Here is a 25,985-nt window from a genome sequence, read left to right as displayed (position 1 = left end):
GAGGTGATAGTCTATAGCTGTAACAGCTCTAGATTTTGCGCTCCCCAATTTTGGGGACCGCAAATCTTGTGTTTTTACAAAGTCTTGTCCTTCTATAAAATTGTATCTGGTAATACGGTCCTTAATCCAATTGGAAAAGTCACGTTTTGCCTCTAAGAATGCATGCAGATCACGTGCATTTACTGTCTGAACAGTTTCCTTATCAATGGTTTTTTCTTTAATCTCTATGAGAGTATTTATGATGAACTCCTTTCAAAAAGTTCATATTTTTCAGATGTTATAATAAGGCTTTTCATCATCACCCCCTTAATTAATGAAAACACAAGTTTTGGTATAATATTCTGCCATAGTTTCTATGGCGCTCTGCTTTAGCGATTTTACTTGCTGCGTGAATTTTGAAGTAATGATTATCGGTTTTATCTGTTTCTATTTCAGATTTTGGACAAATCTTCTGTCTGTTCCATTCTTGTTTTGTAAAAACCAAATCCACGCCTTCTTTTAGATCAAGCTTTTCAACACAATCATTAAACCAAGTGGAAAAATCTTGTTTCAAGTGTAAGTGCCTATGCATTACATGGGCATTGACCATTTGGACATAACCGATTTTGTTGTCTACCTCGTTTTCAGGCGTGAGATATCCTTCACTATGAATATGAGTATCATGTGTGGTCATAAGTTTACTCTAATCAATTATTGATGGGAAAAGGGGAGGCGCTTTTAAAAGCGCCCTTCAAAATTTAAAGCACATCACATGCACGCAAACGGTGTTGTTGTTCGTAAGTACCGTAAATCTCATCATTATATTTTTCGTCTGCGATCTCGTCTAAAAGTTCTTGGTAAGCATCACTTTCGCGTACAAAGTCATGAACTTTACTCTCCTCGTGGAGATGTTCGATATTTTCTTTTACATATGCTTCTGCAATTTCTTCAGAAATATCTTCACAGTTCTTTTCAGAAGGATTGATGCGAAAGATTTGGATTGCATCATCTGCCTCATCAACAATGCTTAGAATTTGGCTTTTATCCAGTGGTCCAGACCGACCAATGTTTTGATCATCATCATAGACAACTAATAAAATTTCATCAGAATTTATAAGAATTGGCTTATCCATAATTTTTCCTCCCTAACGCCTCTTGGCGATTGTTTGTGCGTGGTTTATGGATATATTAGTACACTATGCACGAAATGCAGTCAAGTACATAATGTACTATTTTTTTAAAAAATAAAAAAATGACGAATCACGGCATAATTTAGAGAATCAAAAGTTTGCTGTTTACTGATAAAAATCAATCAAACTTGCTTCAATCTGTTGATGGCAATCTAATTGATAACGTGAACAGAGAATCGTATTATGTTTACATATCAAGAATAGTGCGCCGTACACGACCTATTATAGAGATAGCGCCTTCAAGTTTTGGAGCCTTTATTGTTTTGTCGTATGAAGCAGGCTGAAAAGGAGGATCATCATTAGGTCTATATCGTTTATATGTCGCTTGTCCAGATTCATCTGCAATTACATAGCAGGCATTAGGTACAAGTTTTTTGTCTCGCATATTTACAAATATTATAGAATCTGGAGGGCTAATTTTATTCATAGATGCGCCATCTACACGTAAAGCAATCCATTCACCGGCAGGAAGATTAACAGCCTCTGTCATAGGATAATCTGAAAAATCCATTATCCCATCTTGCTCACTTAGTTCTCCAGCGCTAATCCATGAAACGAGAGGAATACTTATATTGAGGTTAGGATTTTCTTGAGGAGACTCGCCATACAAAATCCACCCCGGATCTACATTAAATACTTGTCCATAGAGTTCGGCTATTTGGCGCGAAATACCACGATTTCCATTTTCGTGACTAATTAGGGTATTTTGATTAAGAGCTGGTATAGCGCGCGCAGCTTCGCTTGGTGTCGCATATCCAGCATTCTTACGCGCTATTTTAAGTCTATCTTTTGGCAAATAAGTCATTTGTACATTATCCACTATTTTTTTAATTCATTGTGTACGATTTTATCTTGATTTAAAATTGTACGTAATGTACTGCATGTGTCATGGTTAATGATTTTTATGTCAAAAGTTTGATTGAGTCTTTGGGATCTATACGCCAATTTGCAAAGGAAATTGGTTGTAGCTATGAGGCTGCGCGTAAAATGCGTGATCGCAATAGTATTTCTCCAAAATACTGGAATATAATTATTCAGTTGTCTAAAGTCAAAGGTCTATCTTGGGTTACGCTAGATTGGTTCCTATATAATTATGGGAGTAAATCCCATAGAGTTATTCGTCCAATGACAAAACGAAGAAAAGATACGCTTCATCTGGTGGAGAAAGTTAGTACACCAAATACATCACAAACAGTAATATCTTCTCAGAGTGCCGCCTCTACAGATAATAATGAACAGCAACAGCAGCATACACACTCTTAAAGAAGAAAGATTAGAGATGATAGATGTCCCACAGATCACTATAAGCAAAGTCCAGTTGATTGACCTTGTTAATAAGATTGGACAGAAAAACATATATTATGGTGTCGTTTCGACTCAAGATGCATATTTTGAAATAAGCATAGACCCCTCATCAACAGGTTGTCTTGTCTATATGCTGCATAGTATCTTTGCGCGTGATGATAGAAAATATTTTCCGTTATTGCCGTACGATGATTTTAATCAATGGTTTTTATCTGTGTTTACGCAAGCTTTTACAACTTGGTTTGATAATTATTTTTCTCAAGAGTTGTCTTCTTTTTATCGCTTAAATGAGCTGATCTTGTTTATAGCCTTAGTCAAAAATAGGCTTGATTTCTTAAGGGATAAACTCATCGAAAAAAGAAAAGAAGAAATCGAATTAATAAATGATGTGTGCAGTGTGTGTCTGAATTGAGTTAATCCAATTTTTTAAAACTTATAACTACGCGCTCTGTCATAGCGCACATATAAATACGTAGAGCCTTAAGGGGGGATTATGATCACTAACGCACAAACCATTTTATGTCTTGATCTAGGGAGCAAGACAGGCTGGGCGATACGTGGTGCGGATGGTTTTATCACAAGCGATACAGAAGATTTTCAACCACGCCGTTTTGAAGGCGGTAGTATGCGTTATTTACGCTTTAAACGGTGGCTTACTGAACTAAAGAGGTCTGTTGATGAAATTGACGCAGTGTATTTTGAAGAGGTACGCCGGCATGTGGATACAGACGCTTCTCATATTTACGGAGGCTTTCTAGCAACCTTAACAGCGTGGTGTGAACATCATCAGATACCATATGAAGGCATTCCTGTTGGCACAATTAAGAAGGCAACAACAGGAAAAGGCAATGCCTCAAAAGAAGAAATGATTAAGGCGGTATGTGCAAAAGGACATACGCCTAAAGACGACAACGAAGCAGATGCTTTAGCAATTTTATATTTAATGAAAGAAGGGAGGACACATGTCCAGTAAATTACCGTGGACGAGGCTGTTTGCAGATAGGTGGATTCTTGATCTTGCTTGTTTATCTCCCATTGAATGCAATGTTTATATAAAGTTGCGTTTGCAAATGCTTTATACTGGAGAACCGCTTTTAAATAACACGAAGGTCTGGGCTAATTACACTGGCTGTTCAGTAAAAATGTTTATTAAAGCGTTAGAAGTTTTAATAAGCATAGGTCATATCGAAAGTTTAGACGATGGATGTTTATGGAGTTTAAAAGTTGAAGAAGAACTCAATAACTCTAATGAAAGCTTAGATAAGGTATCGAAGACATCTCGGTCAAAAAAGTTCTCAGAGAGAGCAAAGAAAGCAGCGCAGGCAAGATGGGATAAACATACAAATGATGCTTGTGATGATGCTAAAGCCATGCTTAAGGATGCTAAGCATGATGCTTACGACATGCTTAATGATGCCTATATATATAACATAAACAATAACATTAACAGTTATAATAAAAAAACTAAAACTATCGTTTTAGCAAAAAAAGAAATTGGTTCTGAAGATTTAGAAACAATCGATTTGGTTGACGAGCCAACAGAGGATGCTGCTGTTGAGACCACATCAGAGCAAATCGAAACCTCATCAGACAATCAACCTCCCTTTCACGAGCAAGAGAACGTTTCTCAAAAAGCAAAACGAGCGCAAGCTAATCGCGGCTGTCGATTGCCTACGGATTTTGAACCCGATTACGATTTTGCCATTGCAGAGGGCTTGCCTCCAGAGCGCGTGAAAGTCGAAATTGCAAAGTTTCGAGATTTTTGGAAAGCCTGTGCAGGAAAGAATGCAACCAAAACCGATTGGCAAGCAACATGGCGTAACTGGGTACGCAGGGCTATCGAGGGTTTAGAAAAAACGAAAAACACGAATAACAATGGTGGAAACAATGGAAACTTTTCAAAAGATCAAAGAACTCGTGGTGGTACCGGAGAGACAATCCGTAATCTTATCGGTGCAACACAGCTTAGTGACACCTCTACAAGATACCGTGCAACAGATAGAGCAATGTGTAACTCTGGAGTTTCCATGGACCTTGAGAAATGGCATTCAATTGACAGCAACCCTAGAGAAACAAGCTTTAGAAGCTTATCAGACTGTTCAAAACTTACTTACCGTGAAAGCGTCTGTTGAAGACATAGCAGAGGCTCTTGATGTGCTTGAAGGTGGTTTGACAATGCAAAAAGTTTCAAATGTAGAAGCGCGTGCAAAGGCTTATATCGCAGCTCTTAACGGCATTTCACTCTGGTCTTTATTGCAAGCTGTTAAAAATCTTATACGTGGTGAAGCAAAAGGCATGTCCACAACATTTGTGCCCTCATGCGCTGATCTAGCGCAGTATTGTCGTGATTTAGAAAGCAGGCTTTATGGTGTTGCTGAGAGAGTTTTTACAGCAGTTGAAAATACGCGTAACCTAGCCTTAGGAGGCAAGCGCATTTCATTCATGAGAATAGGCAAGCCTAGTGAAGAGTGTCATGACAGTAGCAATTCTAAAGCGGCTTAAAACAGCAAACTAGTGAAAAGTGCTGATCATTTTACGATTAGACATGCATTTAAATCGACAAAAAGGCACCGTACAAAGCGATTTAAAGATTTTACGATAACCCCCCCCCGTATCCGCAATATAAAACACTCTGTACGGTCAAATTTTAGGTAAATAGACCAATTGGTAAAATTATGGACTAAAAACATGAGAATATTAAAAGACCTGTTCTTAAAAAAGCGTAAACAACCCATGCAAAAAGAGTTTGTTGCAACAGCTGTTGGTTATGTTCCTTGGGGGGACGGAGCAGAGGAGTATTTTTACAACCTCTACGAATATGAAGATGGCACAAGAGAGTGTGAAAAGTTTGATGGCGGACAGTATTATACCACACCAGAAAATGCGGATTTTAGTACCAAAGCGCAAGTAAAAGCATGGGTTTACGGTGGGAATATTCCGAAAAGCGTTCTCAATTACGAACCTCTTATAGATGAGATCAATAAAGAGATCAAAAAATTATCGAAAACCGCAGGAAATAAATATGTTTACAGATAAACAGCTAAGAGCCTTGTTTGGCATTATAACTTTTATATTTTTATGCTTTTTAGGAATTAAAAAAAATCCCTACTTTATTCAAAGTATTTTGACATTCGCATCTGTTTCTTTGGTAATAGTCACAGCGGTTTTTGCAATTTTATGCAATTCTCATATTCCTTTTGAGTTGCAAAACAATCCAAAATACAAACGCGGCAATACAACAGGTTGGAAGACATTAACACGTGATTTACAACAGTATTTGCACAGACTTTTAAAGCTAATAAGTTTAGCACTTGTCGTTTTAATTTTTCCAAATAGTTATAAGGAAACTGTTTCTTTACCTTTCATTTCTAAGTACGTGGAGTACAAGCTTTCTTTTCCATTGGATACTGTACTTTGGTACTCAGATATTGCTCTTTGGTATTCTTTTTTAGTCTGTGTATTGTTTCTTATGTTACGTACACGCAGTTTAATAAATATATCTATTTACACACTACAGTGCTCCGTTAAAAAGCTATAGTAAAATTTCCGATTTTATAAAACTGTTTAGATTAAATGGCGTTGTCTCTTCTCAACGTTCATAGATGAAATCAACAAAAACATCAAAAAATCATTGAAAAAGGCGCGTAACAATGACTCATGTCTGCTCACCATTGAGATATCCAGGCGGTAAGGCTGCACTGTATGGAAAAGTCAAAGAAATATTTGAGAAAAATGCATTAAATGGCTGTTCCTATAGAGAGCCATTTGCTGGCGGGTGCGGACTTGCTTTAAAGCTTCTTTTTAATGGTGATGTTAAAGATATTCACATTAACGATATTGATCTGTTCATTTGGAGCTTTTGGTATTGCGTTTTGCACAAGACAAAAGAATTAATAGAAAAAATCAATATAACGACCATTAACTTAGAAGAATGATACATACAAAAGAAATTTCTCCTGCAAGTGCAGATGTGCTTAGCGCAGGATTCGCAGCACTCTTTTTGAATCGCACAAATAGATCTGGAATTATTAAAAATGCTGGACCAATTGGAGGGAAAGGACAAAGCGGTGCCTATAAAATAGATTGCCGATTTAACAAAGAGAATATAATTGAACGCATTCTTCGCATAAGTGAACAAAAAGATAGAATACATTTAACTCGTTTAAATGCACGGGAATTTTTGCTGTGTTATGGAACTGATGAAAACACCTTTTTTATATGGACCCTCCTTATTTTAAAAAAGGAAAAGGTCTTTATACTTGGTTTTACAAAGCTAATGATCACCACAATTTAGAGAATGTCATCTCCCAACATGTGACGGCACCTTGGCTAATTACTTATGACAACGTTGAAGAAATTAAATTATTGTATAGGCAATATCTCTCAATAGAATTTAGCTTACAATATTCTCTACAAGAGAAAAGGAAAGCTACTGAACTGATGATTTTTTACCAAAAATCAAAATGCCTCAATTCTTAGAAAAAAACACAATATCACGTCTTAAAGCAGCTTGATTGCATGAATAGGAGCTTTAATCACATGCTTACACCATTTGGCAAAACTTTACGCAAAATTCGCCTTGATCGCTTTGAAAGGCTCTTAGATATGGCTGATAAACTAGGCATCTCTGTAGCATTTTTATCTTCTGTTGAGATTGGCAAAAAATCTGTTCCAGTAGGAATGGAAGAAAAAATCATAAAGCTGTACGCTTTAGATCAAAACATGGCTTCTCTTTTAAGAAAAGAGGCTGACATTTGCCGAAAGAATTTTATAATGAATTCTTCTGATCCACTTAACCGTGAAATTATTAGCACGTTTGTTAGAAATTTTAAGTGTCTTTCACAACAAGATCTAACAGTGTTCAAGGAATTCATGGTGAGAACGGAAAAGAAACGCTGCTTGCAAAATAAAATACCTTGATCTCCTTATTTTATACACCGTAAACATAATTTTATATGTTAAAAAACAATAATATACTTTTGAAATAATTGAAAAAATAAGCAAATTATGCTAAGATTTTGTATATATAAATTGCTAATCTAATGGGGCTACAAATATGCTAAATAAAGTGACTTTAATCGGGCGCCTTGGTGCTAATCCCGAAAGCAAAACAATGAATTCTGGAGCAGAAGTGGTTAATTTTCGTATGGTAACTTCTGAAAGCTATACAGATAAAAATACACATCAAAAAGTAGAGAAAACAGAATGGCATTCTGTTATGATTTTTAATCCACATTTGGCAAAAATTGCACTTCAATATCTAAACAAAGGTTCAAAGGTTTACGTAGAAGGCAAATTACAGACACGCAAATGGCAAGATAAAAATAGGCATGACCGTTACACAACAGAGATTGTCTTACCGCAATTCAAAGGCGAATTGTATTTGCTTGATGCAAAGAAAGATCAATCAGCATCCCCTACCCCTTCACCCATTACTTCTCAACATTATGCCATCGCTTCAGGTGCTGCTGATCATAGCACATCTCTTAATAATGCTATCCCATTCTGATTGAAAAAAATATGACAAAAAGAAAAAAACGTGCAAAACGTGGTCGTCCTCGGATTAAGGGGGGTGTGAGAGAACCAAACGGACGCATCTCACGAGCAAAAACACCGCATGAACCCATGGATAAATTGGCAATTGAAATGCGTGCCAAACGCTTTGGCTTGACCATAGAAGAGGCTAAAAATCCGCTTTCCGGTACCTATATCGGGCGGCTTTATTTGCAAGGCGAAATCAATCAAGACCAATATGATGATGCGCAAAAATATCTTGAAGTGAAAAACAATTACCTATGTGCAAAAGGATTGCCTAATGCAATTTATGATAACTTTACTCCTTCATCAAATGAGGAGGCACAAAAACGGTGGATTGAAAGAGCAACTCATTGTTATGAAGAGACGAAAGAGGTTATCAAAGAAACACAACACCTCTATAGACAGTATAATCTTTATGCTGCATTACAATATCTTGTTATAGAAGATCAATCGCTAACACATCTTGTTAATTCTTTGCGTATTGTTCTTAATGCGCTTCATAAGCATTTTAGCCGTTAAAAAAGAATTGACATCAGATGAAAAATCATTATAATGTGTATATATTTACACATTATAAGTTTAGGTAATGGAACAAGATAGCCGAAAAATCATTGCAAAATTAAAGCGTGATGGCTTTGAACTTATCAAAGTAAAAGGTTCTCATCATAAATTTAAAAAAGATGATAAGGTTGTTATCGTTCCACATCCTAAAAAAATCTTCCGATTGGTACAGCACGTTCTATCGCACAACAAGCAGGCTGGTTAAAAGAAGGAGAAGAAGAATGAAAAGATTTTTTGCTCTTGTTCATAAAGATGAAGACTCTGCTTTTGGTGTTCAGTTTCCTGATTTTGAGGAACTTTTTTCTGCTGCTGATGAGGAAGAAAATTTAATCGCAAATGCAACAGAAGCACTCCAACTTTATTGTGAAGATATAGATAGAGTGCCTATTCCTTCAAAATTTGAAGACGTCATACAACGGGAATCTGTCAAAACAGCTTTGTCAGAAGGAGCTTTTTTAATACAAGTCCCCTTTATTGAAAATGATGCAGAAGTGGTACGCACAAATATATCAATTGAACGAGGGCTTTTACGTGCAATTGATAATTGTGCACAAGAGAGAGGTTTAACAAGATCTGCTTTTTTGGCAACAGCAGCCCGTCACGAGCTTAATATTTAGCTCATCAATCTGGAAAAATTTCTCACTCTCGATTTTTTTTGCAAAAGCGTGTAATTGCATATGATCCGAAAACTATTAATGAAAATCAAAAGGCGGCAGGCAAACAAAACGCTATAGTTAAGAGGGATATAACTATCATTGATATTATATACATGGCATCTAATATTTCTGGACCTGTCATTGTCTTTCCCTCCTATAATAATTTCACAATAATTTATAAAATCTAAAATGTTTTAGAAAAATCTATATATTCTATTTTAAAATAAAAAATATAGATTTTTTTGTTGACATGGTGTAAAAAATAGTATTGAATGACAGCACGGCACTAGTTGGATTGTGTCTAAAATTCAAAAATATCCCTTAAAAATTCAGTAAAATGTGAACTTGGAATGTAGCTAGAAAGCCCTGTTTTCTTGCTAGTTCTGGCTAATCTATTTTTCAAATAACAAAAATTAATATTTGACTAATGATGTCATTAATTATGACTCAAAAGGAGCAATGATGAAAGCTGTCATCACTAAGCCAATGTGTGTTATTGGAGACAATAAAAGCACTGTTCGATTTGAACCATCAACACCCAATAATCCATTTGTTGAAGTTTCCAATCAAGTCTACGCACGTCTCAAGCGCGCTAATGCTGTAAAACCTTTTGTTGGAGTCAAGACAACAGCAAAACCTGACAAGGCGGTTGAACAAATTAAGAAAATAGAACAAGAAGCTGTACAAACATCATCTGAACCAGTGACAGAGGAAACCTCACTCGAAAAACCAAAGGAATCTAAAACTTCCAAGTCATCAACACCTACCCCTAAAAAGGCTTAGACGTTGAAATTAATCATCCACCAAAAATGGTATCTTCAACAGGCAAAAGATACCTTCACCAGTCTTCAAGCACCACGCCTTAACTGGGCTCTGCGTAATGCTCTAAACACCGCAGCAAAACAAGTTGAACGCTTTACTGAAAAGCAAGTTGCGACATCTCATCTGCCCAATCAAAGCGTGTCAAAAAAGGGGGGGTATATTAAAGAAAAAGCGACAGCAAGGTTTCTCGAGACAGATATCATTGGTTCTGGAACACCGATACCTCTTAAATTTTTTCAAGCAAGAGAAACAAAATACAGCGTAACATACAAAATGTTTGGAAAGAAAGAAATCTTACCCCATGCTTTTATCAAAGGTGGGAATTTTCCAAAGCGTGTTGAATTGAAAATGGGAGGGAATGTGTTTCAAAGAGATGGGTGTTTCACATAATGCGGTGGTTTCTCGGATAAAGACAGGTAAATTTGATACGGCTCTTTTTGAAGATGGTTCTGTCAATGAAGCCCTTGCCACAACCATCTGGAATGAGAATCCAACAAAGCGCCCTGCTTCACTTTTAGCGCCTGATGGACAACCGCGGACAAAGATCAAACAAGCTTCCACAGATGGAGCCAATGAATACAAGATAAAACTGGAGCGAATGCAAGTTGCGTTTGAAAGCGAAAAAATTGCCCTTGAACGACTACGCGAAACCACTGTTGATCGAGAAGAAATGAAAAGGCAGCTCGTGAGTTTGGAAGAGCGCACCGTAATGTCATATGTTGAATTTTCCTCATCGTTTTGGTGCAAGCATTGCTGCACAAGTTGGATGTGATACAGCCAGCCTTATTGGTGCTATTGATTACACTATGAGAACAGCTTTGCTTGAAGCGGTTAATATTCCAGTGCCTTGTCATGATCCACATTCTCCAGAGTTAGAGAACTTGCAAGAAACGAATAATGGATGACAATGCAGTCGAAGAATTTTTCGCCAATGCCAATGACGCATGACAACCAGACCCACCGTACAAGGTTTCGCAATGGGCGGGAATAGATACCTTAGCACCGTAGCAAGTGTTGAGCCTGGGCTTTGGAGAACAAAGCGTACCCCTTATTTGCGCGAAATCATGGATAACCTTTCCTCTTACGTGCCAATTGAAATAACAATTGTCATGAAAGGGACGCAGATCGGCATGTCAGAAGCAGAATTGAACTTTTGCGGTTATGCCATTCATTATAGTCCGGGACCTGCCCTTTATGTGACGCCAACGGTTGAGACAGCGAAGAAATTGTCCAAAACCCGTCTTGACCAAATGATTATGGCAAGCCCTGCTTTAAGCGAACGCATTGCCAAAAGTGATACGGTGAAATCAGAAGAAATCCAGAACCGTCGTGAATTTGGTATAGAAGATCAGTTAGAGACAGCAATGAAATATATTGCCAGAAAACAAAAGAAACTGATTTCTGGAATCGAATTGACATGGGAAAATATGCAGCTTGGCGCTGTTCAAGGTGTTGTCCTTGATGCTGACGGCTCGGTGATTGTCGATTGGTACAAAGAATGGGAAATCACACCACCAAAGCCCATTGACTTTAAACTAAATACAGAAACAACCAATGTTGCTGACCATGTTGATCAAGTCATTATGAGGATGATTGAGGCTTCAAAAGGAGCGTTTTCTGATCGTTCACGCATTATTGGGCTTTGTGGAAATGAATTCTTTTCCAAATTGAAAAACCATAAAACAATTCATGAGACCTATTTAAACACAGCCTTAGCACAGACACTCAATAGCGCCGGAGGTGTTGCAACACCAAGTTCGATTGGCTCTGGGAGCTTTGGTAGTTTTGACTTTGCGGGTGTGACTTTCATTAATTACCGGAGTATTCATAACTATAATGTGAGTGCGAAGGCTGGAACAAAGCGCGCCATAGGCATTAAGCCTGATGAATGCCAATTCTTTCCTGTTGATGCGCCTGGTGTCTTCCAAAAAACCTTTGCTCCTGGTGAAAGCTTGGATTTTGCCAACACGGTTGGAAGACCTCTCTACACGATGCTTATCGTCGACCACGACCGTAATGCATGGGTAAAACGGAGGTCTATAGCTATCCGCTTTACATCTGTACACGCCCTGAAATGCTGTTTAAAGCAGTTATTGGAGCGAAATAACATGCGATGGCACGGGCTGCTAAACCAAATGGTTAAAGATGTAAGCAACACTTTTGGGCAGCCCATCATCTACACGCGAAAGGACAACCAGCAATCTTTTCGGATTACAGCGATTTACGGCATTAAGCATTCGGAATCGGAGGCTGGTGGCAGAATCCCCACCACAATTCCAAGAAAGGAACTTGATCTTTGTATCAATGACATTGGAGGATTACCACCAAAACCGGAAGATAGTGTTATTGTGATGGTTCCTGAAAACAGCAAAGCTCCCTCTTCTCAAGAGCACTTCACTGTCACAGATGTCCAAGCCTCTGAATCCGGTATGTATAAACTTATCTTGCGGGAGCTAAAACAATGAGGCATCTTTATCTTGTGTATTTAAAAATCAATAAAACTGTCCCAGAACTCGAATTACTGCTGTAAACCTTGGACTTGAAAAGGCAGTGAATTGGTAATTCCGTGGTATGCCGGTACGGAGACTGATTTGGCATTCATGGTATGTTATAGTGACTGATGCAATTCGTGTCCAAGTAGTTCTTTCATTCTTTTCAGGACTTTCAAATACAATGGCTTGATCGGTTACCAAAAGACGTCCTCTAAGTGTGATCTTTTTATTAATATCAAAGAAAACGCGTTCTTGAATTCCCAACAATTTTTCATTGTGTGCTAAACGATATTCATATTCGCTTGCGTCAAGTTCTTGAAACATTTTACACGCTTCAGAAAAACTAGACACTTTAATATCCGGTAGCAACATTGCAACTTGTTCTTCAAAAAGTTTTACTTTTTTCTTTTCAGAGTAGTGAGCGATCACCAAAAGTAAAACAATAAGAATGGCTACTAATAACCATGGTGAAATACTTATTACTACCACAATGCCTCCAACCGATAGAGCACAAAGGAGAAAGATCCTGATCCATTTTTCCAGTTGTTCATTTTTAAGTGCTGGAGATGTTTTATTAACGACTGAGAAATCAGAAGAAGGATGTGCAGGAGGGAGCGACATTGAAGCCTGTTCTGGAACTTTTTCTTCAAAACGTTTTTTGCGTTTATCTTGCCAATAAGCGAAAATGGAAAACGCAAAAAACGCAAAGAAAATTAACCAAAACCATCCCCAAAAGCCTAATCCATCATCTTTGTCTGGTTTGTTAACTTGAGTGGGGGTAATTTGCTTATCAGTATCCTCAGCTGGTGCCAGAGTCACGCTGTCATCTTGAGTAGCTACATCTATTGACGAAGTCGAGGAGGAGGTAACAATTTCATTATTGTGTGTAATTTGATTTGGTTTGTCTTTGTGTACAGAAGCACCTACTATCGCAGAGCCGATAAATAATAAAGCTCCAATACCAAGAGTTTTCAGTCCGTTTTTCCGCCATTTCTTTATACATACTAAAACGAGTCCGACAATCATCACTGGCAATGATAACAAGCACACGATCATTGCAATTATATTAAGGGTATCCAGCATTACCTCCCCCTCCGCTATAAATAAAAAAGTAAAGTGGAAATTTAAAGTGAGTCGACAAATAAAGTAAAGACGTACTTAATATAAGTTAGAAAAATGTAATTTTACTGCTTGACATTGTGACAGGAGTATGAATAATCGAATCAGGTGCCTAAGAAACACCTTAGAAAATACCAAGCGGACAAACTACCGAGATAGTTTATTTTCCGCACATTAAAGGCTTTGACTCATTGTATGTTACACGCATATAATGATCTTGTCGGGTGTGGTTATGCCATAAAATACCCTTTGAGGAAAAGCATAACGACGGACTTGGTACCGTGTTTCTTAGCACCCGGCACTCTTTTTGAGTGTCATTAAGAAACCTCTATTACCAAGGAGTTCTTTATGAACACACTTATAGAAATATCAGAACAGATTATTGATCAAGAGACTGTTCAAACTGTGAATGCGCGTGAGTTGCACGCATTTTTAGGAATTACATCAAAGTTTGCAGACTGGATTAAAAATCGCATTAAAGAATGTAAATTTCTGGAAAATATAAACTTTATAACGCTTTCTAAAAATTTAGAAAACGGTGGAAAGGTAAAAGAATACCACATTACATTAGACATGGCTAAACATCTTTCGATGATAGAGCGTAATGATAAAGGGCATGAGGCACGCCAATACTTGTTTCAAATGCGAACGGCTTTTGAAACAAGTAGTGACACCACAAGTTGACTACTCCAAACCTGAAGCATTACTTGGTGTCTTGAATCACCTACAAAATCAAATAGAGCAGAAAGATCATGTTATTGCTGAATTAGCACCAAAAGCAGAAGCACTTGATGGTTTAAAACGCTCTGATGGTTTGTTTGGTCTTATTGAAGCAGAAAAGATGTTAGAGGTACGACCTAAGGACTTAACTGATTACTTGCATAAACATGATTGGGTGTATCGACGGGCTCCAGGGGCGCCACTGTTACCTTATCAGGACAAGATCAAGAAAGGATTTATGGATTGTCCTGCTATTACTATTCAAAGACCGGATGGTACAGTAAAGGTGCTGCCTTCAACGAAAATCACATCCAGAGGATTAGCATGTTTAAGAGAGCAAATCTTTTGGGGGGGGCAATGAATACCAGTATCGATTTTTTGTGCGATTTATGGATGGCATTGTTTTAATTTTCTGATCGTGATGATGTCGAAGATAAAGCTTTTAATGCTCTCATTGAGACCATGGATGCAATAGAAAAAGCTTTGATTTTAAAACTTCAAGATGAGGTGCCGAATATTACAAAGATTCTTGCAGTTCTTACAGGTTTTGGAACTTCAGAACTACCGCATAGCATGAATCCGTTATTGCAAGCTTATGCTCCTACTTTGGAAAGTCCTGTTGTAAAAGCTGCTTAACTTAAAAACACAACTCCCCTCCCTGTTCTTAAAATGGGGAGTAGTTAAACCCTACATTCAAATTTATTGATTTTGGCAAATTCGTCTGCTTTTTCAGTTTGTAATATACTAACGTCATAAGCAGCTTGCATGTTAAGCCAAAATTCAGCAGTAGTATCAAAAAAATAGGCTAATCTGAGAGCAGTATCGGGAGTCACTGGACTATTTTCAGCAACAATACGTTCTATTCTCGTGCGTGGAACATTTAATGCTTTTGCAAGAGCATAAGCAGAGAGGGCATATTCTTTTAAATATTCCTCTCGTAAAATTTCTCCGGGATGAATCGCTATATAATTTTTCATCTCGACCTCCTACAGATCAATGATAATCTACGATTTCAACTTCATAGGCGCCATTAGAGCGCCATTCAAAACAAATACGAAACTGGTCATTAATACGGATAGAATATTGACCTTTACGCTCTCCTTTCAATGCTTCTAGACGATTTCCCGGAGGACTACGCAAATCTTTAAGATCAACTGCTTTATCGAGCATAAACAATTTTCTTTGGGCTATACGCACTAGAGTGGTGGGAAAGCCTCTGGGCGGATTGCCTTCTAAAAGATCTTTACACCGCTTATCAGCAAAAGATTCAATCACCAAATCACCTTTATTCACTCTTTTACGTATCATAACACGATACTAATATAAAGAAAAGGATAAATGTTAAATAACAGGAACACTCATGCATCCGAGAGAGACGATAAGGGAAAGCTTTGTTGCGTTGATTAAAGCAGCAAAGACGGCAGCTGGTGACAATGTTTTCAATATGCGTGATTTCAACTTCTCCCCTGAGAACACGCCTGCAATTAACATTTTCACACAAAGTGAAACGATTAAAGATGGGCAAGATTATGGAATAAGGCGGCGTATTTTAACGCTAGATGTTGAATGTTATGCGACATGTGAAGATGGAGCGCGTTTTGTAGACCAACTAGCATGGGAAGTTGAGGAGGTTTTCTACGCTAATCCCAATCTCAACAACACAGTTGAGACATGCCGCCTGCAAAATATTGCTTTTGCCTTTGGCGATAATGGCGCCTTAGCGCTCCATGGTGCAATTCTAACCTTTGAAGTCATTTATGTGACAAATATCCCCAACATGGATGAAGAAGACGGCAGTGTAACAGCAAAACTCGTTGAACCTTTCTTAAGTTTTGAACCAGAAACAGGCGTAGAAAACCAAGATAAATACCATAAAATTGAAGGTGGACATGTTAGAGCGGCGCGATAAAGAAATCACAGATCTAAAGAGACGTGTGGCAAATATGGTTGTGGTGGGTAAGATTAGCCATATCGACCATAAAAACGCACGCTATCGGATAAAAAGTGGCAATCTTGTCAGTGACTGGATTCCAGACACACAAGCCCGCGCCGGTAAAACACGCTCTTATGAAGGGCGTGATATCGGAGAGCAAGTGATTGTTGTCTCGTCATCCGGAGATTTATCACAAGGGGTGATTGTGGGTTCCATTCATACAGATGCTAATCAAGCAGCCGATAAGGGCAGCATTCACCGAACGATATACCCTGATGGAACCAGCCTTGAATATGATGATGAACAAAATACTTATGGAATTCACATCAAATCCGGCGGAAAATTTATCCTGACAATCGCTGATGGTGTGTCACTAAAAGGTGATGGGGGCAAGCTAGAGCTTACCGCACCGGAAGGCATAAAGATTGTTTCAGAAAGCGATATAAATTTAAACGCAAAAGGCAACATCTCTTTGAAGGCAGGTGGTGGCATTTCACTGAATTCGAATGATAGTCTCTCTCTTCATTCTGGGAATAATGTTTCCATTCATTCAAGTGGACTAAAGCATAACGGCACCAATATTGGAAACAGCCATGTTCATGGCGGTGTTTATTCTGGTGGCGCGATGACTGGAGGTCCCAATTGAACAGTGGAATGGACCGCACAACAGGAAAGCCATTAACCGGCATTGATCATTTACGCCAATCAATCCTTGATATTTTGTCAACACGGATTGGTTCGCGTGTAATGCGGCGTGATTATGGTTCACGTGTTGCTGAACTCATTGATGCACCGGTTAATAATGCTTTTGCTGTTGCCCTTTATGCCGCTGTTGCTGAGGCTTTAGACAAATGGGAACCGCGTTTTAAATTGAAAAAAATCGATTTTAAAATGGTTGATGCTGGACAAGTTTCTTTGTCCTTTGAAGGCATTTATTTGCCATCCGGCAAGCCCATTACCATGGAAGGATTATTGATAAAATGAATGGAGTGCTTGCAAAACCCGAAATCATCACAGAACTTTCTTTTGAAGAAATACGCGCTGCTGCTCTTGCCCATTTAAAAGAACTTTTACCCGAATATACATTTTTGGAAAGTGATCCAGCCGTAAAAGTCATAGAGGCTTTTAGCTATCGAGAGTTGCTTTTAAGACAGCGTATTAACGAAGCGGCACGCAACAACATTCTTGATTTTGCAACCGGTGAATCTCTTGACGCTTTGGGAAACTGGCATGGTATTGCCCGCATGGAAGGGGAAAGTGACGAGAGATATCGTGAACGCATAGAGCTTCATGCCCGTGGTGGCAATGGTAGCGGGACAGAGCCCTATTACAAGCTTATAGCCTTAACAGCAGATAGTCGTGTTAAGGATGCGATTGTTTACCGTAAAGGCAAAGACCCAACCATCTATGTTGCTCTTTTTGGTAATAATGAAGAAGGAACGGCATCTGAAGATCTCATACAAACAGTCTCAGAAGCTCTTCACAGAAAAAATATCATCATGACCAATGATACAATCATTGTTCACGCTGCTGTCAAAAAAGTGCTGGATTTAGAAGCAGATGTTTGGCTGTTACCAGAAACATCTTTGAAAATTCTTACAACAATGAAAACAAATTTAAGAACAGCATGGCAACAAGAACAAGCCATTGGTCGTGAATTAAGTTTATCGTGGTGGATTTCAAAACTAATGATTTCTGGTGTCCAAAAAGTCATTGCCATTACCCCAACACAAGACAGTATGGTGTGTGATGAAGAAATTTTATCGATTGGAAAAATCACCTTAAACTTTAAGGGGTATGCCCGCTAATGGTTGGTTCCCTCCTTCCCACAAACGCGACAGAATTTGAAAAGCGCCTTGCCGATGCTTGCGATTTTCATCAAGATATTGATGGTTCTGTTTTGGGGATTTCACGCGCAAAACTGATCACACGCCCTCCCCGTTTCTTGCCGTGGCTCATTGAAGAATACGGGCTTGGTGAACTGACACCTTATGTTCCAAACCTCTATGATTTGATTGATCAAGGGCTTCAATGGCAGAGGATACGTGGCTCCCTTGCGGCAATAGAGATAGGGCTTGAATGGCTAGAGATTACAGCACGCTTTCAACCCGCCTGGACGGGGCGCGCATGGTGGAACTCCTTTCAACTTGATTTTGATCAGTTGCCTGAACGCAAAAGCCTTGAAGCCATTGAAGCGATTACCGACCTTTCCAAAAGTTTGCGCTCTGATTTTCGTCGTGGGACCTATGGTTATGATGTGCAAGCTGTTGAATGCAATATGTCACGGCTTGATGACAGCATGTTGGAGTATGAAAGCGGTGTTCGCTTAACAGCTGGGGACACTTTGTTTTCCTTTGGGCGCACAACAGAAATCAATCATACCCTCACAAAAGAAGAAGGCAAGCTTATTGGCAACTGGATTGATGACTTTGACGAGGAGTTAAGCTGGGAACAAATCGATTATCCATGGGACATGGCAAATTTTCCGTGGTGTTCGGTCAAAAAACATGAACGCGATATACTCATGGCAGAGTGGTTTAGCAACCGCACGCTTTATCTCGTGTTAAGAGACAGCCAAAATAGCGTGATTGGGTATCGCAGATGCTATGCTGTAGCGCCTGTCGAACAAGCTTTGGATGGTGTTTACAGCCATTGTGGCGGCAGATTCCAGCCCTCCTCGATGAGCACGGCGCTTTTTCTGGCAGCACGCACAGATTTTCATGATGTTGACGGGAAACAAGCAGCTTTTGTTTCCATTCTCGTTCACGGCATTCCCAAACAAGATGTCCCCCTTGGAAAGCTTTGGTGTGACGTCAATGAACTGAATGGTGGTGTAGAGATACTCAAAACACCCATCAATATTCCTTTGCGTGCCGATGTTCGCGAACAATTCAAGATTTTATTGAGGTTTTAATATGAAGCATGAAAGTGGTTTACCCTTTGCAATTGACAGATCTCGCGGCAAAGAGGAACAACAAAGCGTTGTCTTTTATGGCACGCGTCCCTTTATTCAAAGTGGTGAACTCAATGAGGTTCAAACCATCATCAGGGGGCGGCATGACCGCTTGGGGCGCCTTGTTGCAAAAGAAGGAGACCGCGTTGAACGGGCTGATGCTTTTGTCAACAAAGAGACAAGGACCGTCACTTTAACGGATGGCAAAATTTATATCGCAGGCGATATTTTCCCCGTTGCACCCGCTGTACTCAACAATGTTGCCATGATTGGGCGCTTGGAAATTGGTGTAAAGCTGCAAAAAAAATGGATAACACACGAAGATGATCCAGAGCTATTGGGGCAAGTCCCTGGCACATTGGCAGAAGGAGAACCTGGTGCCGCACGCGAAACAGCACAGCTTGTTTGGGCACTAAAAGAGGATGCGCAGAATGGCACTTTCTTTCCGGTTTATATTTTACAAGATGGCGTTTTGATTGATCAAAAATCGCCCTCATTGCTTGAACCCGCCATGCAAGCTATTGCGACGTACGACCGCGCCCATGGGCATTATATCGTGAGTGGCTGCCGTGTAAGCGCATTGGGAGCCAATAACGGTTGCCAAGTGTTTAGTATTCAAGAAGGAGAAGCCAATATCAATGGCTTTAAACGCAAGCGCCTTGCCGCCTTGCGCCATGAAGAGATGCAAGATTTTTCGACAAGCGTTGTTCCAAGCGAAACGCATATTTTTGCGCCTCCAAAAGGGGAAACAAGCTCTAAATATGGAGCTCTCATCGCTCCTGCTAGAGACATCAGCCTCTATAATTATGATCCAATCACCGCCAACATTGCTGCTCAAAACGCCCTCCTTTTTCCTTCTGCTCACAGCCGTGCTGCTCCCATAGAAACGCATATTTTTGCGCCTCAAAAAGGGAAAACAAGCTTTACCTTTAAACCCTATTATTTTCCTATTGCCGATATTCAGTCTCTTTTGTTGACAAAAGAAAAAACCGTTAACGTCACCCGCGGTGCGGTTGCCGCTGGGCGTGATGGTGTTCCTGATAAAAGCATCATTTCTTTTATCAAAGTCGTTCAAGGAAGCAAGGAATTTAAAGAAGGCACAGATTTTAAAAAAACCGGAGACACCATTGATTGGGCACCCGTGGGAGACGAACCTTTAGCAGGGAGCAGCTATAAGGTGACTTACCGCTATCGCGCAAAAATCACGGCTGATAAAGTAACAGCGCAGGAAATTACTGTCTCAGGTGGGGCGGAGGGTGGTGATATTATCGTCAGTTACACTTATAAATTGCCCCGCATTGACCGTATAGGACTGAACACACAAGGCAATGTGGTTTACATCAAAGGTATCTCGGCAGATCACCCCATGGCACCCAGTGTCCCTGATGATGTGTTGTCCCTTGCAACGATCACCAATAATTGGCTTGAAACGCCGGTAGTTGTCAATGATGGCACACGGGTTGCCCCCTATGATGAGATGTGGCGCTATTTTCAACGAGTGCTTTCGCTTGATCGATTGATGCAATTAGAGCGTATTAAAAGCAATGTTGACTCTAAAGAACCTGTTGCCAAAAAGGGCATGTTTGCAGACCCTTTTCTTGATGATAGTTACAGAGATGAAGGCTTTCAACAAACGGGGGCTGTAGGCAACGGCATTTTACAGCTCGCCATTGATCCAACCTTTTACACCGCTAATCTTACAGCGCCTGTCACCCTTGACTGGACAAATGAAGTGATCATTGCGCAAGAGTTGACAACGGCTTGCAAAAAAATCAACCCTTATCAAAACTTTGCCCCCCTGCCTGGTACAGTAACCCTTGAACCCGCGACAGACTTTTGGCATGAACAGCGCACCGATTGGCTTTCTGGTGTCACCAATCAAATCATTATGGGAAAACATCGCGGCAGTACCATACGTAGAACAGAAGTAAGCGATAATTTCATCAACACACACCAAGAACAAATCGACTTTTTAAGACAAATTACCCTTTCCTTTAAAATTGAAGGTTTCGGCAAAAGGGAAATCTTAGAAAGCCTTACCTTTGATGGCGTGAATGTCTTGCCAAAGATTAGTCTCCTTATTGCCGATAGACAAGGCACCCTTGAAGGCACTTTCACGATTCCACAAAATATTACGGCTGGCACAAAAAACGTTGTAGCACGGGGAAAAGGTGGAACAATTGCAACAGGGCTTTTTACCGGTCAAGGTGTGATTGATGTGAAAGTGATGCGGCGCACCACAACAGTAAAGATCTGGACGCAAGTGGACCCACAAGCGCAAGTTTTTACCCCCGATGAAACACGGCAAATCACCGGTATTGACTTTCATCTTTGCAAAATCGGTAATGAGAACCATGATTTGGTGATTGATTTGGTCACTACAGAAAACGGTTATCCGACCGCCGATATTCAAGCACAAAGCTTTTATTCTATAAAGGGCGCAAAGCTAGGTTGGGCTGGGGCACGCTATGATGTCCCCTTGTTAGTCCCTAATGACCGTCTCACTGCTTTTATCATTAAAACCGATGATGCTGATCATGCCGTCTCCTTAGCAAAGCTTGGGGATTTTGATGCAGAACACCAGAGATACGTTTCAAGCCACCCTTACGTGACCGGTCCACGCTTTTCTTCTGTCAATGCTAGGAGCTGGACCGCTCATCAAGATGAAGCTTTAGCTTTTAGGGTGCTGGCGGCACGCTACACACAAACAGAAAAAACCATTGATCTTGGCACTTTTGACCTTGTGGACTGCTCTGATTTGCAAATACGCGCAGCCATTGAATTGCCTTCAAGCGATTGTTCTGTCATCTTTGAAATTGAAAGAAACAATGGCACGGTTTATCAACTCCTTCCCTTTCAATTACTCAGTCTTACTGAATATATCAGTGAAAAGATAAAGCTTCGCGCTATTCTCAAAGGCACCGAAAAACTCTCACCCGTCTTGTTTGCGCCTGTTCAATTGATTGCGGGAAAGATCCATAAGGAAGCTACCTATGTCACGCGTGCTTTTGCCTTTGGGGAAAAAGCAAGATTGACCAGCTATATCAAAACCTTTTTACCAGGTGGTGCAACCTTTTCACTGGAGATGCAACTGGATGATGGTGCTTTCACCCCTTTGAAACTTGACGAAACAGAACAACTCGCTGAACCGCTTTGGACAGAACGAAAATTTACCAGTAGTGATAAAGGCGCCAAACAAGCGCGCTTGAAACTCACGCTTACCGGTGGACCGGCGGCACGGTCAATGGTGCGTGATTTTGGCGCCGGCATATTATGAGGGGAAAATGAGAGATGACAAAAACCAAAAAACTCGACATGGAATTGCCGAAAGAAGGACGCTTTATCAGTTCTGAATTCCCAATCTTGCGGGAAAACTTGACCAAAATTGATCAAGCTCTTTTGGCTGTTGAGGAAAAGATAAACGAAAAAGCACCTTTACAACACACGCATACCATAAGCGAAATCACAAATCTAGAAAGCGCTCTCAATGGCAAAATGGCAGCGGATAAAACTTTCTCATTTGCTGATTTAAGCGATATCGAAGGCGCAAAAGATGCTGCCAACAATTATGTTCTCTATAAATCAAGCAATAATAACTTCACTTTTGGCAGTGCAATATCATTGTTAGGCGCGCATCAACATAAAACCGAAGATATTGTGGGGCTTGATGATTTTAGAGCCAAGATCAATGAAGATCTCACAAGCTATGGTCGCTTAGCCAGCCCAAATGAATGGCAAAGTTATAATAAATTTACCAGCAAAGTCACCATGAGTAGTGATTTGGAACTGTTAGGCAATTCGTCGTTTAACCTTATCCATAACAACAAAGTCGTTAGCAGTCTAAGCACAACCGGAAGCTCGCTTAAAGGACCGCTTAAAGTGGACGGTGATGTTGTTTATACCAAGGCGCAAGTGGATGCCCTCAAGCAGGAAATATGGGCAGAAATAAAGAGTCTTAAAAAAGTTTTTACTGATAAACCCATTAATTGGCCAGAACTTGCTGATGCTGAATTGCTGTATACGCAGGATGGTAAAATTCAGTGGCCAGACTGGGTAACCGATAAAACCAAAGTAGAAATCCAAGCATGGGGCGGCGGCGGTAGTGGGGGTGGATCTCATACACCAAGTTTAGGAGGAGGAGGTGGTGGTGGTGGTTGTTCAGTATGGTATGGCTATAAAGCGAGTTTAGCTGGGAATGAAGCTATCATCGTTGGTAAAGGAGGAGCTTCTGTTGCCTCACGTGGTGCGACAGGGAATTCTGGTGGAACAACAATCATTGGCAAGGATTTTATCACAGCAACAGGAGGTCATGGTGGTGGAGGGGCTTATTCATCATCTTTTCCAGGAAATGGTGGAGCTGGAGGAGTGGGGGGAAATTTTGGCTTGGCGACGAATGATCGCCCCGGTCTTTTCAAGGGCGAGAATGGCCATCCTGGAACAGATGGTAACCGTGGTGGTATAAGTGGAAGTGGTGGTGATGCTGGGGGTGATACATCTCGAGGTGGTCCTGGAGGAACAGGAAAAGGTTCTCGTGCTTCAGGAAAAGGAGGGGGTGGTTTTGGTGGAGGTGGTGCTGGCTCTCATGGAGATTCCTCTCCAAGCGGTGCTGGAGCTGATGGTGCCATTCTTATAAGGTTATGGAAAGAATGAATGGTTTATGCAAGTATAAAAAACGAATGATACGCTCTAAACGGACAATTATTGTCTGATGGCTTGTAAACTGTATAGTTTCTTCTTATAAAGTCCCCTTTAAAGCTCCTTCAAAGCCCTTTAAAGAGCTTTTTGACTGACAGTGTCAGACTTATGGAGCATGGTGATGGTTGGTATAGTCTCTTCATTGATTTGGAGAGCAAAATGACAATAGAATTTAAATTTTGTATTCACTTTATTAAGAATGGCAAGGGATCTAAGTTTTTAGCAATATTTGATCAGACAGCCGTTGGTATGGTCGTAAAATCCTTGATGTTAACGTGCAAATTTATCCCCTCCATGCACCTATTCTTCTCTTTACGCATGAGGTGGAGAAAAGAAAAACAAGTCTAAGCTATTAGGCTTTCTAATGGGATGTTACTGTTTTTTCCATTTTAGCACTTACAATGTAAGCTATTTGTTGACATTAACAGTATTTTACGCTATATAAAAGAGTGATTAAAGCGTTTAAAAGCAAAACATTGGCAGAATTATTCAAAACGGGAAATTCATCCAAGATTGATAAGAAACTTGTAAAACGTATCATGGTTCGTCTTGATCGTTTAGATATTTCTGAAAGACCAGAAGATATGAATCTTCCAGGATTCAACTTTCATTCTTTGATTGGATATTCACCTACCCGTTACACTGTCCACGTTAACGGACCATGGTGTATTACCTTTGAATTTGACTCATGTAATGCTTACCGTGTTGATCTTGAACAATATCACTAAGGATACAGTTATGAATGACATTCCTGCACAAAGAGATAAAAACCGTTGTCCTACTCATCCAGGAGAAGTTTTAGCAGAAATTATTCCTGAGACAGGCAAAACAAAATCAGAAATTGCGCAGATGCTTGGTATATCACGCCAACATCTCTACGATATTCTGAACGCAAAAAAGCCTGTTTCTCCTGCTATTTCCGCTTGTCTTGGCAAAATGTTTGGTGATGGAGCTGCTATATGGTTACGTATGCAAGCCAATTATGATGCGTGGCATGCTGAACGCGAAACAAATGTTAGCAAAGTTCCAACACTTCACGCTGTTTGATCTCTTCCTCACTCTGAAGAGACGATGTTTTATGAAATACTGGATAAATAATAATATCTAACAACATCCCCCGCTTTAAACATGTTCATCACTATTCAAAATGTCATCTAAACCGCGATTTAAATCATCTAATATATTTTGCGGTGCATCTGCATAAACAAAAGATTGTGCACCAGAACGAGATTTTACTAATTCATTATATAAATCAACAGGAAGCATAATGATTTTTTCACGCCCTCGCTTTGTTAAAGCTACAGGTGTAGACATAGCCTCGTCTAAAATATCGCCTGCCCCGCGGTTTACATCTGTAAAACTATATTTTTTCATATGCACATCCTATCTTTAATGTATAATACGTATTATACGTAGAATATGTATTATGTAAAGATATTTTACGGCATTAACTACCTCCCCGCCTCAAAGACGAGGAGATAAAATCATGTTTTTAACTTAAGCTACTTTTACAACAGAGCTTACTAAAACTCGCTTGGCTTCTTCAACAAGCGTTTTATAATGTTTGCTCTCTTCTGCTAATGTAAAGGCTTTAACAAGATGCATGTGAAGCGGTCCATAAATATAAACAGCTTTTTCAGTAGATCCCATTTCATCCCAGTTGCTTGGAAAATCAAAGCGTGTATCACGATCATTATCAATTAATTGTTTTTTTAAATCATAGAAAGCTTTGACGAGGGCTTTTTTGAATGCACGCACCGTATCATTGTTACGCATATAGGTCATGAGTAGAGTGGCTTGTGGTTCGTTGAGAATAGCAATTACTCTTTTCTGTCTTCCGCCTTTGGTCCCAAAGGGTGAGATTTCAAATCCAACCCTTCCAAATTCTTCAAGGTCTTCAATGTTTTGACGTACCAGCTTTATAACTGTAGCGTGGCTATTTCCCATACCACCGGCAATTTTTAAAGAGGTTGTGACAGCAATACCATCATTGTTGATTGTTACTAGATTGTTCATAATGAA

32 protein-coding genes and 8 pseudogenes are annotated in these 25,985 nt (G+C 39.8%); 30 read left to right on the top strand and 10 right to left on the bottom strand.

Annotation, left to right across the window (positions count from 1 at the left end; genetic code table 11):
* From ACFIK3_RS07470 to ACFIK3_RS07455, 4 genes are all read right to left on the bottom strand, one after another.
* On the bottom strand, positions 1-240 hold a 240-nt coding region (locus tag ACFIK3_RS07470; protein WP_375676487.1), incomplete at its 3' end, for an antA/AntB antirepressor family protein.
* A gap of 70 nt (positions 241-310) precedes the next feature.
* On the bottom strand, positions 311-673 hold the full coding sequence (locus ACFIK3_RS07465; protein ID WP_375676484.1) for an antA/AntB antirepressor family protein: 363 nt from the start codon (positions 671-673) through the stop codon (positions 311-313).
* 64 nt (positions 674-737) lie between these two features.
* Positions 738-1,112, bottom strand: a complete 375-nt coding sequence (locus tag ACFIK3_RS07460; RefSeq protein WP_375676483.1) for a hypothetical protein — start codon at positions 1,110-1,112, stop codon at positions 738-740.
* A 244-nt stretch (positions 1,113-1,356) separates the two neighbouring features.
* The gene (locus ACFIK3_RS07455) at positions 1,357-1,974 is read right to left on the bottom strand and encodes a S24 family peptidase (RefSeq protein WP_273791002.1); all 618 of its coding nucleotides are present in this window, start codon (positions 1,972-1,974) and stop codon (positions 1,357-1,359) included.
* Positions 1,975-2,084: 110 nt separating this feature from the next.
* Between ACFIK3_RS07455 and ACFIK3_RS07450 the strand changes: the two genes are divergently transcribed.
* The 8 genes from ACFIK3_RS07450 to ACFIK3_RS07415 all read left to right on the top strand — a co-directional run bounded on the left by ACFIK3_RS07450 (position 2,085) and on the right by ACFIK3_RS07415 (position 6,409).
* Positions 2,085-2,432: a hypothetical protein gene (locus tag ACFIK3_RS07450; RefSeq protein ID WP_375676482.1), complete on the top strand. Its 348-nt coding sequence runs from the start codon at positions 2,085-2,087 to the stop codon at positions 2,430-2,432.
* A 16-nt stretch (positions 2,433-2,448) separates the two neighbouring features.
* The gene (locus ACFIK3_RS07445) at positions 2,449-2,886 is read left to right on the top strand and encodes a hypothetical protein (protein WP_273791000.1); all 438 of its coding nucleotides are present in this window, start codon (positions 2,449-2,451) and stop codon (positions 2,884-2,886) included.
* 81 nt (positions 2,887-2,967) lie between these two features.
* Positions 2,968-3,447: a crossover junction endodeoxyribonuclease RuvC gene (locus tag ACFIK3_RS07440; RefSeq protein ID WP_375676481.1), complete on the top strand. Its 480-nt coding sequence runs from the start codon at positions 2,968-2,970 to the stop codon at positions 3,445-3,447.
* Positions 3,437-4,606, top strand: a complete 1,170-nt coding sequence (locus tag ACFIK3_RS07435) for a hypothetical protein (RefSeq protein ID WP_375676480.1) — start codon at positions 3,437-3,439, stop codon at positions 4,604-4,606. The genes ACFIK3_RS07440 and ACFIK3_RS07435 overlap by 11 nt, the downstream gene beginning before the upstream one ends.
* The gene (locus ACFIK3_RS07430) at positions 4,590-4,976 is read left to right on the top strand and encodes a hypothetical protein (protein ID WP_273754097.1); all 387 of its coding nucleotides are present in this window, start codon (positions 4,590-4,592) and stop codon (positions 4,974-4,976) included. The genes ACFIK3_RS07435 and ACFIK3_RS07430 overlap by 17 nt, the downstream gene beginning before the upstream one ends.
* 186 nt (positions 4,977-5,162) lie before the next feature.
* A complete protein-coding gene (locus tag ACFIK3_RS07425) occupies positions 5,163-5,510 on the top strand; it encodes a hypothetical protein (protein WP_375624113.1) in 348 nt (115 codons plus the stop codon).
* Entirely contained in the window at positions 5,497-6,012 is a 516-nt protein-coding gene (locus ACFIK3_RS07420) for a hypothetical protein (protein WP_375676479.1), read from the top strand. Before ACFIK3_RS07425 ends, ACFIK3_RS07420 begins: the two co-directional genes overlap by 14 nt.
* A gap of 112 nt (positions 6,013-6,124) precedes the next feature.
* A complete protein-coding gene (locus tag ACFIK3_RS07415) occupies positions 6,125-6,409 on the top strand; it encodes a DNA adenine methylase (RefSeq protein ID WP_375676478.1) in 285 nt (94 codons plus the stop codon).
* 156 nt (positions 6,410-6,565) lie between these two features.
* Here ACFIK3_RS07415 and ACFIK3_RS07410 read toward each other — a convergent pair.
* Positions 6,566-6,661 (bottom strand): annotated as a pseudogene (locus ACFIK3_RS07410) (hypothetical protein); the annotation flags it as partial.
* Between the two features lie 352 nt (positions 6,662-7,013).
* On the opposite strand from ACFIK3_RS07410, the gene ACFIK3_RS07405 reads away from it, so the two are divergent.
* From ACFIK3_RS07405 to ACFIK3_RS07355, 11 genes and pseudogenes are all read left to right on the top strand, one after another.
* A complete protein-coding gene (locus tag ACFIK3_RS07405) occupies positions 7,014-7,394 on the top strand; it encodes a helix-turn-helix domain-containing protein (protein WP_375631775.1) in 381 nt (126 codons plus the stop codon).
* Positions 7,395-7,530: 136 nt separating this feature from the next.
* Complete coding sequence (ssb, locus tag ACFIK3_RS07400) at positions 7,531-7,983, top strand: single-stranded DNA-binding protein (protein WP_273790992.1); 453 nt, start codon at positions 7,531-7,533, stop codon at positions 7,981-7,983.
* Between the two features lie 11 nt (positions 7,984-7,994).
* Positions 7,995-8,531, top strand: coding sequence for a hypothetical protein (locus ACFIK3_RS07395; RefSeq protein ID WP_273790991.1), 537 nt, complete (start codon positions 7,995-7,997; stop codon positions 8,529-8,531).
* Between the two features lie 67 nt (positions 8,532-8,598).
* Positions 8,599-8,798: pseudogene (locus tag ACFIK3_RS07390) on the top strand (type II toxin-antitoxin system HicA family toxin).
* Positions 8,795-9,190, top strand: coding sequence for a type II toxin-antitoxin system HicB family antitoxin (locus ACFIK3_RS07385; protein WP_273790990.1), 396 nt, complete (start codon positions 8,795-8,797; stop codon positions 9,188-9,190). Before ACFIK3_RS07390 ends, ACFIK3_RS07385 begins: the two are co-directional and overlap by 4 nt.
* 501 nt (positions 9,191-9,691) lie before the next feature.
* Positions 9,692-10,012 (top strand): hypothetical protein, encoded by a 321-nt coding sequence (locus tag ACFIK3_RS07380; RefSeq protein ID WP_273790989.1) that lies wholly within the window; start codon positions 9,692-9,694, stop codon positions 10,010-10,012.
* A 3-nt stretch (positions 10,013-10,015) separates the two neighbouring features.
* Positions 10,016-10,423: pseudogene (locus ACFIK3_RS07375) on the top strand (hypothetical protein); the annotation flags it as partial.
* A pseudogene (locus tag ACFIK3_RS07370) lies at positions 10,410-10,956 on the top strand (hypothetical protein). The pseudogenes ACFIK3_RS07375 and ACFIK3_RS07370, both read left to right, overlap by 14 nt.
* Positions 10,949-11,388 (top strand): annotated as a pseudogene (locus ACFIK3_RS07365) (phage terminase large subunit family protein); the annotation flags it as partial. The pseudogenes ACFIK3_RS07370 and ACFIK3_RS07365, both read left to right, overlap by 8 nt.
* Positions 11,368-12,021, top strand: a pseudogene (locus tag ACFIK3_RS07360) (major capsid protein); the annotation flags it as partial. The pseudogenes ACFIK3_RS07365 and ACFIK3_RS07360, both read left to right, overlap by 21 nt.
* Positions 12,022-12,159: 138 nt before the next feature.
* Positions 12,160-12,516 (top strand): hypothetical protein, encoded by a 357-nt coding sequence (locus ACFIK3_RS07355; protein WP_375676486.1) that lies wholly within the window; start codon positions 12,160-12,162, stop codon positions 12,514-12,516.
* Positions 12,517-12,543: 27 nt separating this feature from the next.
* Here the strand turns inward: ACFIK3_RS07355 and ACFIK3_RS07350 are convergent, their stop codons facing one another.
* Positions 12,544-13,626: a hypothetical protein gene (locus ACFIK3_RS07350; RefSeq protein WP_375676477.1), complete on the bottom strand. Its 1,083-nt coding sequence runs from the start codon at positions 13,624-13,626 to the stop codon at positions 12,544-12,546.
* 384 nt (positions 13,627-14,010) lie between these two features.
* Between ACFIK3_RS07350 and ACFIK3_RS07345 the strand changes: the two are divergent.
* Positions 14,011-14,743 (top strand): annotated as a pseudogene (locus ACFIK3_RS07345) (antA/AntB antirepressor family protein).
* Positions 14,740-15,018 (top strand): annotated as a pseudogene (locus ACFIK3_RS07340) (hypothetical protein). The pseudogenes ACFIK3_RS07345 and ACFIK3_RS07340 overlap by 4 nt, the downstream one beginning before the upstream one ends.
* A gap of 44 nt (positions 15,019-15,062) precedes the next feature.
* Here the strand turns inward: ACFIK3_RS07340 and ACFIK3_RS07335 are convergent.
* Together ACFIK3_RS07335 and ACFIK3_RS07330 are read right to left on the bottom strand one after the other, a co-directional pair.
* Positions 15,063-15,359, bottom strand: coding sequence for a HigA family addiction module antitoxin (locus tag ACFIK3_RS07335; protein WP_004861504.1), 297 nt, complete (start codon positions 15,357-15,359; stop codon positions 15,063-15,065).
* A 16-nt stretch (positions 15,360-15,375) separates the two neighbouring features.
* Positions 15,376-15,690: a type II toxin-antitoxin system RelE/ParE family toxin gene (locus ACFIK3_RS07330; RefSeq protein ID WP_375676476.1), complete on the bottom strand. Its 315-nt coding sequence runs from the start codon at positions 15,688-15,690 to the stop codon at positions 15,376-15,378.
* A 52-nt stretch (positions 15,691-15,742) separates the two neighbouring features.
* On the opposite strand from ACFIK3_RS07330, the gene ACFIK3_RS07325 reads away from it, so the two are divergent.
* The 9 genes from ACFIK3_RS07325 to ACFIK3_RS07285 all read left to right on the top strand — a co-directional run bounded on the left by ACFIK3_RS07325 (position 15,743) and on the right by ACFIK3_RS07285 (position 25,010).
* Positions 15,743-16,291 (top strand): hypothetical protein, encoded by a 549-nt coding sequence (locus ACFIK3_RS07325; protein ID WP_375676475.1) that lies wholly within the window; start codon positions 15,743-15,745, stop codon positions 16,289-16,291.
* Complete coding sequence (locus ACFIK3_RS07320; protein WP_375676474.1) at positions 16,272-16,961, top strand: phage baseplate assembly protein V; 690 nt, start codon at positions 16,272-16,274, stop codon at positions 16,959-16,961. The genes ACFIK3_RS07325 and ACFIK3_RS07320 overlap by 20 nt, the downstream gene beginning before the upstream one ends.
* The gene (locus ACFIK3_RS07315) at positions 16,958-17,299 is read left to right on the top strand and encodes a GPW/gp25 family protein (RefSeq protein WP_004856773.1); all 342 of its coding nucleotides are present in this window, start codon (positions 16,958-16,960) and stop codon (positions 17,297-17,299) included. Before ACFIK3_RS07320 ends, ACFIK3_RS07315 begins: the two co-directional genes overlap by 4 nt.
* Positions 17,296-18,123 carry a baseplate J/gp47 family protein gene (locus ACFIK3_RS07310; protein WP_375676473.1) on the top strand — a complete coding sequence of 276 codons (828 nt, stop codon included), beginning with the start codon at positions 17,296-17,298 and terminating at the stop codon, positions 18,121-18,123. Before ACFIK3_RS07315 ends, ACFIK3_RS07310 begins: the two co-directional genes overlap by 4 nt.
* Positions 18,123-19,229, top strand: coding sequence for a phage tail protein (locus ACFIK3_RS07305; RefSeq protein ID WP_375676472.1), 1,107 nt, complete (start codon positions 18,123-18,125; stop codon positions 19,227-19,229). Before ACFIK3_RS07310 ends, ACFIK3_RS07305 begins: the two co-directional genes overlap by 1 nt.
* Position 19,230: 1 nt before the next feature.
* Positions 19,231-22,545 carry a DUF4815 domain-containing protein gene (locus tag ACFIK3_RS07300; RefSeq protein ID WP_375676471.1) on the top strand — a complete coding sequence of 1,105 codons (3,315 nt, stop codon included), beginning with the start codon at positions 19,231-19,233 and terminating at the stop codon, positions 22,543-22,545.
* Between the two features lie 14 nt (positions 22,546-22,559).
* Positions 22,560-23,918 carry a Bgr_08870 family protein gene (locus ACFIK3_RS07295; protein WP_375676470.1) on the top strand — a complete coding sequence of 453 codons (1,359 nt, stop codon included), beginning with the start codon at positions 22,560-22,562 and terminating at the stop codon, positions 23,916-23,918.
* Positions 23,919-24,412: 494 nt separating this feature from the next.
* Positions 24,413-24,691: a type II toxin-antitoxin system RelE/ParE family toxin gene (locus tag ACFIK3_RS07290; protein ID WP_375676469.1), complete on the top strand. Its 279-nt coding sequence runs from the start codon at positions 24,413-24,415 to the stop codon at positions 24,689-24,691.
* Positions 24,692-24,701: 10 nt separating this feature from the next.
* Positions 24,702-25,010, top strand: coding sequence for a HigA family addiction module antitoxin (locus tag ACFIK3_RS07285; protein WP_273721170.1), 309 nt, complete (start codon positions 24,702-24,704; stop codon positions 25,008-25,010).
* 75 nt (positions 25,011-25,085) lie between these two features.
* On the opposite strand, the gene ACFIK3_RS07280 is transcribed toward ACFIK3_RS07285, so the two are convergent.
* Positions 25,086-25,337 (bottom strand): type II toxin-antitoxin system prevent-host-death family antitoxin, encoded by a 252-nt coding sequence (locus ACFIK3_RS07280; protein ID WP_375637928.1) that lies wholly within the window; start codon positions 25,335-25,337, stop codon positions 25,086-25,088.
* Positions 25,338-25,460: 123 nt separating this feature from the next.
* Positions 25,461-25,979 (bottom strand): Rha family transcriptional regulator, encoded by a 519-nt coding sequence (locus tag ACFIK3_RS07275; protein WP_375676468.1) that lies wholly within the window; start codon positions 25,977-25,979, stop codon positions 25,461-25,463.
* Positions 25,980-25,985: the final 6 nt, after the last annotated feature.

The organism is Bartonella sp. CB10SXKL (assembly GCF_042195515.1).
Lineage (GTDB): Bacteria > Pseudomonadota > Alphaproteobacteria > Rhizobiales > Rhizobiaceae > Bartonella.
This window is presented reverse-complemented; position numbering and strand designations above follow the sequence as displayed.